The sequence below is a fragment of the Pseudomonas sp. FG47 genome, from assembly GCF_057809115.1.
In genome coordinates, this window is sequence record NZ_JBMDJI010000086.1 from 1 (window position 1) to 712 (window position 712).

Genomic DNA, 712 nt, shown 5'->3' on the forward strand with positions numbered 1-712 from the left:
GACGAAGCTGACTGGGCAGGCTTGCTCGCCCCAGAGGTGTTCACCAGCAGCTGCACCGTTGACGCAACCGGCGTGCCCCTGACCCAAGTCGATGCTCAGGGGCATGCACAGCGTCAACGCTATGACATCGCGGGACAGATGGCGGGCACCCTCCTCACCCCCAAAGGCATGAGCGAACAGCCAGTCCTCACATCGCTCACCTACTCCGTCGCCGGCCAGAAGCTGGGCGAAACTCACGCCAACGGCGTGATCACGCACTTTACCTATGAGCCACGCACCCAGCGGCTGCTAAGGCTCAAGACCGAGCACTCGGCAAAGACAACCGTGCTGCAGGACCTGCACTATGCGTTCGATCCGGTCGGCAACGTGCTGCGGGTCAGCAATGCCGCCGAGGCCAGGCGCTTCGCCCGCAACCGAGTCATCGAAGCGGTCAGCACCTATACCTATGACACCCTGTACCAGTTGACCGCGGCCACAGGCCGCGAAATGGCGGGCTCGACACGGCACAACCCCCAGCGCCCTGCTGCCCTGCCCGTGGCCGCCAACGACGGCAGCTACGCCAACTACAGCCGTCGCTATGCCTATGATCGGGGCGGCAACCTCTTGAGCACTGTCCACACCAGCGACGTGGCCGAGCACGACTTCACCCTGAACATGACCGTTTCCGGGCATAGCAACCGCGCGGTGCCTGACACACTCACCGCGGACCCGG

At 64.3% G+C, this 712-nt stretch carries 1 pseudogene; it reads left to right on the forward strand.

Annotated features, from left to right (window positions below):
• Nucleotides 1-712 (forward strand): annotated as a pseudogene (locus tag ACODS5_RS24660) (RHS repeat protein); the annotation flags it as partial.